Raw genomic sequence first — 7,705 nt, 5'->3', positions numbered from 1 at the left:
TTCTTTACAAGAATATCTCTGTCTGTCAGGCTGTGAATCGTCCTTGCCTTGGCGGGTTATGTCTGAGCTGGCACAGTGTGGGCATTTCACCCCGTCAGGCCAGCGAATCTGGCGTATCTGTTCAAAGCACTTGGCGTTGTCGAGGAGGTCATAAAGTTTCATGACACTTTTGTACAAGAAAACGTCTTCTATTCATAGTCAAATAACTCGTCCTCAACCAGCTCCCCAGAATCCATTAAGAGCCTTATTTTGTTGGTTCCAAAGACTGGAGCAGGTTAGCTTCAAGGCCACTGATGGAAATGCAAAGGGGAACGGTGAGTGAGTAAGCCTTGTAAGGTAGGTTTTCTTTTATACCCTGATTTTTCTCTGCTGGGCTTGTCATCTGCTCTTGAAGTGCTGCGAGCGGTGAATCAGGTGACAGGTCAAACCATCTATGAGAGTGCTGTCATTGCCGAGTCACTGATCACCAGTAACGTCGGTTTATCTCTGGCACCTTCCCAGTCGACTCTTGAGCCAATGGAAGTGACCGTTCTGGTTGCTGCCGGGGCTACTGCTGATATTTCTCATGCTTCCCTTCCGGATTCTCCGATCTTGGGGGGGATTGGCGGGGGCGCTAATCTGTTGGCGCAGTTCGGGTTGCTGGACGGCTATAGAGCCCGGCTGGAAGGAAGCTCCGACAGGTTGCGTGGCCAGTTTCCTGCCATTGAGTTAAGCCAGCGAGCGTTTGAGCTTGATAGAGGCAGAATGACATGCGGTGCAGGTACTGCAGCTCTGGATATGATGCTGTCACTGGTGGCGCGAGAGCAGGGTATAGACCTGGCCTCCAGTGTTTCGGAGTTGCTGGTCAGAGACCGTTTGGGTAAACCTGAATCTTCGGCTTTTGTGGTCGCTCCCGGCAAAAAGCAGCAACCACAGATTGAAGAAGCTACCCAGCTGATGGCCGCTAATATTGAAGAACCCTTAGGAGCAGATGAGCTGGCTTCACTGGTTGGAATATCACGCAGACAGCTTGAAAGACTTTTTCGAAAACATCTCGATACAGTTCCTTCCAAACATTATCTGAAGCTCAGACTTGAACATGCCAGAAAGCTACTCAGGGAAGACGATATGCCCGTTGTGGAAGTAGGGATAGCCTGCGGGTTTTCCAATGCGTCTCACTTCAGTACGGCTTATAAAAACCATTTTGGCCAGACCCCCAGGGAGGAGCGACAATCCTGAGTGCAAAAGTGACCTTCCATTTTTATGATGAAAGGTCACTTGCCGGTGTGATTAATACAGGCTGAAGACCTGTTTGCCGTCAACGAACGTCATCAGAACTTCATGGCTCTTGTTCATAACGGCTATGGATGCTCGTTTTCCCACTTTGATGCTACCTAGCTCATCGTTTATACCCAGCAGAGTGGCTGGTGTTAGAGAAGCCATGTGGACGGCATTCAGAGGATCGACATCAACTTTCTCAATCATGTTGGCAACGGCACGGTTCAGTGTCAGGGTGCTGCCAGCCAGTGCTCCTGATTCGGTTCTGGCTACTCCATCTTTAACATGTACGGTCAGCAGTCCCAGTTGATATTCACCATCACTCAGACCCCCTGCACACATGCAGTCTGTGATCAGAGCTGTTCTGTCGGCTCCCTTGAGGCGATATACCAGATCCATCACAACAGGGTCTACATGGACGCCATCAGCAATCATTTCAGCGTAAATATCACGATGGTGCAGAACAGCACCGGCTGTACCTGGCTGACGATGGTGCAGGCCCAGCATCTGGTTGAAGATATGAACACCGCCCACAGCACCAGCTTCAAAAGCTTTTTTGCATATGTCATAGGTGGCGCCGGTATGGCCAATCATGACGCGTACATTTTTGCTGGTCAGGTATTTAACCGCTTCGATTCCGCCTTCAACCTCTGGCGCCAGGGCCAGTGAGCGAAGCGTGCCGTCCGCTGCCTCGAGCATTTCATCCAGTCGTTCCTGGGTAGGTTCAAGGAAGTAGCTGCCTTCGTGAGCACCTTTGAATCGCTCAGAAAAGAAAATGGCTTCACTGTAGGAGCCGAGCACTTCTGCTCCGTCTACACCCTGTTCAATGCATTGCTTTACATTTCTTAGAGCGGCCAGGTTTCGGTCCCAGGTATCGGTTACGGTAGTAGCGAGAAAGCCGACTACACCTTTTGCAGCGATGGTTTTGGAGATGGTATTGATGGCTTCGTGGCTGGCGTCCATGACATCAAAGCCGCCACTGCCGTGGATATGAAGGTCAATGAATCCGGGGACAATGCTGCTGTCACCCAGATCCATGATGTCCGAGTCTTCTTCAGGCTCACAGTCAATAGCCGCAATACGGCCGTCCGCAATTTTCAGAAAGCTGTCCTGAAGAATGCCTTCTTCAGTGAAGATTTCCTTTGCCTTCAGATAAAACGTCGTCATGTCTCAGACCTATCAGCAGGGTAATAAGCATAATTGTACCACGAGGCTCAATAGGCCCCGTAGAGTTATGATTACTTATCCTTGTTACTCAAGAGCTGATAAAGCACTGGCACCACAATCAGGGTCAACAGGGTCGAAACCAGCAGTCCGCCAATAATGGTGGATCCCATGGGCGACCACATTGAGGAGCCTGAGAGAGTCAGCGGTAACAAACCGCCAATGGTGGTCATGGTGGTCAGCAATATGGGCAGCATTCGAGTCTGGGCTGACATGACAACCGCGTCACGGATCTCAAGTCCTTCTTTTCTCAGTTGATTGGCATAATCCACCAGAATAATGGAGTTGTTGACAACAATGCCCACCAGTGAGGTCAGGCCTATGAAGGCGGTGAATGAAAAGGTAAAACCGGCCACCCATAGCGCCAGAATCATGCCTGTGACAGCAAAAGGAATAGCCGCAAAAATGACCATGGGCTGGGTAAAGGAATTAAACTGAAGTACCAGGACTGCAAAGATACCCAGCAGGGCAATCAGCAGAACTTTGGTCATTCCGGCAAAGGATTCTTTACGCTGTTCCTGTTCACCTCCCACTTGATAGAAGACGCCTTCTGGCCATTCGTACTGATCCAGTTTGGCTACGATTTCGTTGGTCAGGGCTTCAGCCTGATAACTGCCTTCAATATCAGCCGTAATTCGCACCATACGTTCTGTCATATGATGCTGGAAACGGGGCAGGGCACTGTGGAGTTCAAGCTGAATGATTTGTTTCAGTGGAATCAGGGCTCCGGATGCTGACTTAACCATCATGGCATCAAAGTCTTCAATTTTAGGGCGGTCTGCCCCCTGGTACTTCACTACTATGGGGAAGTCTTCACCGTTTTCATCTCTGAACTCACTGACGGTCAAACCCACAAGGCTGGCTCTTACAGCCTGATCTATGGCGCTGACCGGTACCGCGTACATGGCCGCTTTTTCCCGGTTAATAGTGACTTTCAGGTCAACCTTGGGTTTGTCCAGAGGATTGTCGACGTTCACTGTGCCAGGCGTTTCAACGATGAACCTTTCGACGTCTCTTGAGGCCAGTAGAACCTTATCGAGGTCATCACCCACAACCCGAATGGCGATAGGGGCTTCATAAGGAGGTCCCTGCAGCAATTCCTTGATGGTAATTCTTGCTCCCGGAACTTCCGAGAAGTCTTCCCTGAGTTGGGCTACAAAGGGTTCAACTATCGACAGTTTACCGGTATCCAGTCGTACAACCAGTTGGGCATAGTTGGGTACCTGGCGACTTGGGAAAATGTTGTAGTAAATGCGTGGGTTGCCTTTGCCAATGTTCGTCGTAATGGAGCGAACCAGCTCATGCTGTCGAATGGTTTCTTCAGCCTGTTCAGCAACGGCCTGGGTCTGGTCAAAACTGGCACCTTCAGGCAGTTCAATATTCACCATAATCATGGGCTTTTCTGCTTTCGGGAACATACTCACCCCGAGCTTTCCTGCCAGCATGACTGAGCCACCTAAAACCAAAACAGCCGCCACCAGTACCAGGAACGGATGGTTTAGAGAAGCCGTAAGCAGTCGTTTATAGCCACCCTGTGCAAATTGGGCGACTTGCCTTTGCATAAAGGGAGGTTGTTGCTTTTTCTTTTTCAGAAGGTAACTGGCCAGCAGCGGCGTCAGGGTTAGAGCAATGAGCAGGGACGCGAGCAATGTCAGGATAACCGTAACCGGCATGGAGCGAAGGAAAACACCGGCTCCGGTCTGCAGCATCAGAATAGGTACAAAGGCCAGAATGGTCGTCATCGTACCACTGATCACTGCCCAGCCGACCTGACTGGCACCTTTTGCTGCGGCTTCTGCGGGAGGTAAACCTTTGCGGAGGAAACGATCAACGTTTTCAGTGACAACGATCGCGTTGTCTACCAGAAGACCCAGAGCGATAACCAATCCGGCAATTGACATCTGTTGTATACCAAAGCCCGCCATATCCAGCCAGCCAATGCCAATGTAGAAAGACAGGGGGATGGCAAAGATAATCACCAGTGCCGGGCGAAAGCCCAGGAAGATCAGTGTCAGAAGTCCTACCAGAATCAAGCCTTGAACCAGGCTATCAAAGAATTGACTGATGCGATCTTTGACCGATTCAGTCTGGTCATGGGTAATGTCTATTGTAACGCCGTCAGGCAGTCTGTTTTTCAGTTCACTGATCTCAGACTTTATGCTGTCCATAACCTGGAAGATGTTACTGCCTTCGCGTTGGACTACGGTGACAAAGACAGATCTCACGCCTTCATAACGAGCCTGATAGCTGGGAAGAGCATCGGCAATTTCTACATCCGCGATGTCCTGGATGTAGATGACTTTTCCAGGACTGGAGTGAACAGCCGTTCTTTTTAATTCTTCGATTGAACTGAAATCGCCACTGGTTTGTACAGTGAAGCGTCGATCTCCTGAAAGGACATGTCCGCCGGGCAGGTTTGCGCCTGAAACCTGAACGGCTTGAATCAGATCTTCGATACCAATGCCAAGCTCTTTCATTTTCTCCAGATCAGCTTTGACCTGAAGTTGCTGTTCGGCAAAAGCTTCTACGTTGGCTCTTTTGACTCCGGGGATGCGTTCAAGCTTTTTTTCAAGCTTTTCTGCCAAAGGCTTTAATACACCGTAGCCCTGGGTATCTGACATCAGGGCTATCTGGATGATAGTGACATCGACAGGAGATATTCGATCAATGGCGAGTACAGCAATGTCTTCAGGAAGGTCTCCACGAATTCTAGATACCGATGAAACAACGTCGTCGTATTTTTCCTGAGGGTCAGAGCCGTAAAGGAATTCAACATTGATAACCGCCAGTCCGTCTTCAATGTTGGACTTCAGGACTTTGATATCATCCAGCTCGTTAATGGCTTCCTCAATAGGATCGACAATGAGCTTTTCCATGTCCATGGGATTGGTGCCAGGATAAACGACACGGATCATGGTGGCCGGAAATTCAAACTGCGGGTCTTCCGAGCGGGGCATATTCTGAACAGAAACCACACCCAGCATGATGAGCAGCAAGACCAGTATGAGGGTGAAACGACGATTTTCTATGGCAATGGCAGGCAGTGTCATGACGCTTTACTCTCCTGCCGTCAGAAGAGCAGGTTCTGATACGGGAATGACTTCCTCCCCGTCTCTGAGCAAACCAGCTCCAAGAGTAACCAACAGATCGCCGGCTTTAAGCCCACTACTGCTGGCTACCAGACCGGGCTCAAGGTAATCCAGAGTGACTGTTTTAAGATTGACTCGGCGCGTTGCAGGATCATAGACAAAGACTTCAGCCTGCTGTTGAACCATTCTGACCACTGCGTTGACAGGCAGAAGTGCTACCTGTTTTTTTCTGGAAGGGAGCAGAGTTACTTGGCCAATAAAGCCTGAGCGAAGACGATTCCCTTTTTCCGGTAGAGTGATTTCAATTTCAAACGTACCGGTTTGTTCATCGGCAAGGGTTGCAAGCTGACTGATTTTTCCTTCAAAGACTTCTCCTGGCCAGGCATCAAATTCAATTTGGGCTTTGTCGCCCGTCTGCAAGCGGACAATGTCTTCGTCGGTGACACCAGTCTGGATAACCCAGCCCTGATCTGTGTCGGCTACCATGAGGACGGGCTGATAAGCGTTAACCAGTTCGTTTTCTTCTACAAAGGTTCTTAACACCAGTCCTTTAGAAGGCGCTTTAATGCTGGAGTACTTGAGATTGAAACGGCTTATGTTCAAACGGCTCTCGGCTACGGCCAGATCCGTTTCTGCTGTTTGTAATTGCTCAAGGGACAGTACATTGCTTTTATGCAGTTGGCTGAAACGGTTCAGGTTATTTCTGGCCATTTCAACTCTGGCTTCGGCTTCATCGACCTGGGCGTTTATTTCTCCCAATGTCAGTTTGGCCAGCAGCTGTCCTGCTTCCACCCTGTCGCCTTCATCAACCCCAAGGTGCTGGACAGGACCCGCCGTTTTGAAAGAAAGGGATTGTTGGGACTTATAAGAGAGAATACCGCTGGTTCGAATCGGCTGGGCATGAGCCTGATATTCAACCGAGGTGACTTCAACCCTCGCTGGTGGCTTGTCTTCTGCCATAGCGAGTGCGCTGATTCCGGTCAGTAGCAGGGTGGCCAGACGCTTATTGAGTCTTCTATTGAGAGTCATGAGCAGCATTCCGTTGGTAGCCATGGTAATTGTTGTTTTGTGTAATGCTAGGTGACTAATGTGTTCACTGTCAACAATGTTGACGTTGGTAACATCAAACGATAACAATAGAGAGCAGAGAGATTGTTATCCAGTATGCGCATTTAAGTGTGAAGAGTTTATTTATGGCGTCTTACCACCACGGGAATTTGAGAGAAACACTGTTGGCGCAAGCCCGAAAACAGTTGGCCGAAGATGGAATAGACAAGCTCAGTCTCAGGGCTCTGGCCCGTGCTGTGGGCGTATCCCAGACTGCGCCATACAGACATTTCCCCGATAAGAACGCGCTGTTAATAGCTCTGGCAACCAGTGGTTTTGCTGAACTTCGTCAGTCGCTGAAAACCCGGGCAGAAGCCTGCCCGGATCTGGATGCGGCCTTGGTGGAAGTGGGGCTGGCTTATGTTGATTTTGCAAAAGCACACACGGCTCTCTACAAGCTGATGTTTGGTCCGGCACTGACACAAAAGGACTCATACCCTCAGTTGCATGTGTCGGCTGAAAGTTGTCTGGAGGAGTTAAAGGCGCTGATTCAGCTCAAGCTCAATGTGCCAGAGTCGGACGAGACTCTTTGGTACATCACCATTAATGCTGCAGCCTTGATCAAGGGGCATACCAGTATGATTCTGGAAGGCAACGATAATTGTAATCCTGCTACCGGCGAAGAGTTTGATCTGGCCAGAGCATTGAGAATATTTTTATCCATGTTGCCTTGACCATGTTAAGGGGTATCTGCTTTGTGATACCTGCTTCAAATCTTGCCTTGTTTTCTACTGCGGACGTCCGATACAAAGTGATAAGTTATTCTAAGAATGGATTCTTTTAGTGCATCGTGAAAACCCACGTCCTATGGACGTGGTCATGAATGGTTGGCTTCGCCTGCCATGAACTACCCATGCTACTCCTTATCTCTGAGTTGTCCCCACAACTACTAGAGATAGGAAGTAACATGAGTAGATTTGAAAAGTTAACGCATGTCATTTGGCATTGCCAATATCATATAGTTTGGGTGCCAAAATACAGGTTTCGAGTCCTGACCGGGGCAGTGAAAGCCGAGGTTTATAACAGCA

General features: G+C 49.4%; 7 protein-coding genes. 3 read left to right on the top strand and 4 right to left on the bottom strand.

Going from position 1 to position 7,705, the window contains the following annotated elements:
* Positions 1-162, bottom strand: a 162-nt coding sequence (locus WG89_RS33070; RefSeq protein ID WP_172806677.1) for a transposase, incomplete at its 3' end; no start/stop codon positions are given.
* Between the two features lie 156 nt (positions 163-318).
* Between WG89_RS33070 and WG89_RS26315 the strand changes: the two genes are divergently transcribed.
* Positions 319-1,218, top strand: a complete 900-nt coding sequence (locus WG89_RS26315; RefSeq protein ID WP_062270635.1) for a GlxA family transcriptional regulator — start codon at positions 319-321, stop codon at positions 1,216-1,218.
* 51 nt (positions 1,219-1,269) lie between these two features.
* Here the strand turns inward: WG89_RS26315 and nagA are convergent, their stop codons facing one another.
* The 3 genes from nagA to WG89_RS26300 all read right to left on the bottom strand — a co-directional run bounded on the left by nagA (position 1,270) and on the right by WG89_RS26300 (position 6,599).
* Positions 1,270-2,424 (bottom strand): N-acetylglucosamine-6-phosphate deacetylase, encoded by a 1,155-nt coding sequence (gene nagA / locus WG89_RS26310; protein WP_062270634.1) that lies wholly within the window; start codon positions 2,422-2,424, stop codon positions 1,270-1,272.
* A 71-nt stretch (positions 2,425-2,495) separates the two neighbouring features.
* Positions 2,496-5,531 (bottom strand): efflux RND transporter permease subunit, encoded by a 3,036-nt coding sequence (locus tag WG89_RS26305; RefSeq protein ID WP_062270633.1) that lies wholly within the window; start codon positions 5,529-5,531, stop codon positions 2,496-2,498.
* A 6-nt stretch (positions 5,532-5,537) separates the two neighbouring features.
* Positions 5,538-6,599 (bottom strand): efflux RND transporter periplasmic adaptor subunit, encoded by a 1,062-nt coding sequence (locus WG89_RS26300; RefSeq protein WP_172806922.1) that lies wholly within the window; start codon positions 6,597-6,599, stop codon positions 5,538-5,540.
* Positions 6,600-6,763: 164 nt separating this feature from the next.
* Between WG89_RS26300 and WG89_RS26295 the strand changes: the two genes are divergently transcribed.
* Together WG89_RS26295 and WG89_RS29750 are read left to right on the top strand one after the other, a co-directional pair.
* The gene (locus tag WG89_RS26295) at positions 6,764-7,351 is read left to right on the top strand and encodes a TetR/AcrR family transcriptional regulator (RefSeq protein ID WP_062270631.1); all 588 of its coding nucleotides are present in this window, start codon (positions 6,764-6,766) and stop codon (positions 7,349-7,351) included.
* A gap of 233 nt (positions 7,352-7,584) precedes the next feature.
* A partial coding sequence (locus WG89_RS29750) for a transposase (RefSeq protein ID WP_172806660.1) occupies positions 7,585-7,705 on the top strand: 121 nt, incomplete at its 3' end.

The organism is Endozoicomonas arenosclerae (assembly GCF_001562015.1).
Lineage (GTDB): Bacteria > Pseudomonadota > Gammaproteobacteria > Pseudomonadales > Endozoicomonadaceae > Endozoicomonas_A > Endozoicomonas_A arenosclerae.
This window is presented reverse-complemented; position numbering and strand designations above follow the sequence as displayed.

Excerpts from the sequence above, each read along its gene's own strand:
- nagA (WP_062270634.1), bottom strand. The coding sequence starts at position 2,424 with ATGACGACGTTTTATCTGAAGGCAAAGGAAATCTTCACTGAAGAAGGC.
- WG89_RS26300 (WP_172806922.1), bottom strand. The coding sequence starts at position 6,599 with ATGACTCTCAATAGAAGACTCAATAAGCGTCTGGCCACCCTGCTACTG.
- WG89_RS26295 (WP_062270631.1), top strand. The coding sequence starts at position 6,764 with ATGGCGTCTTACCACCACGGGAATTTGAGAGAAACACTGTTGGCGCAA.
- WG89_RS26305 (WP_062270633.1), bottom strand. The coding sequence starts at position 5,531 with ATGACACTGCCTGCCATTGCCATAGAAAATCGTCGTTTCACCCTCATA.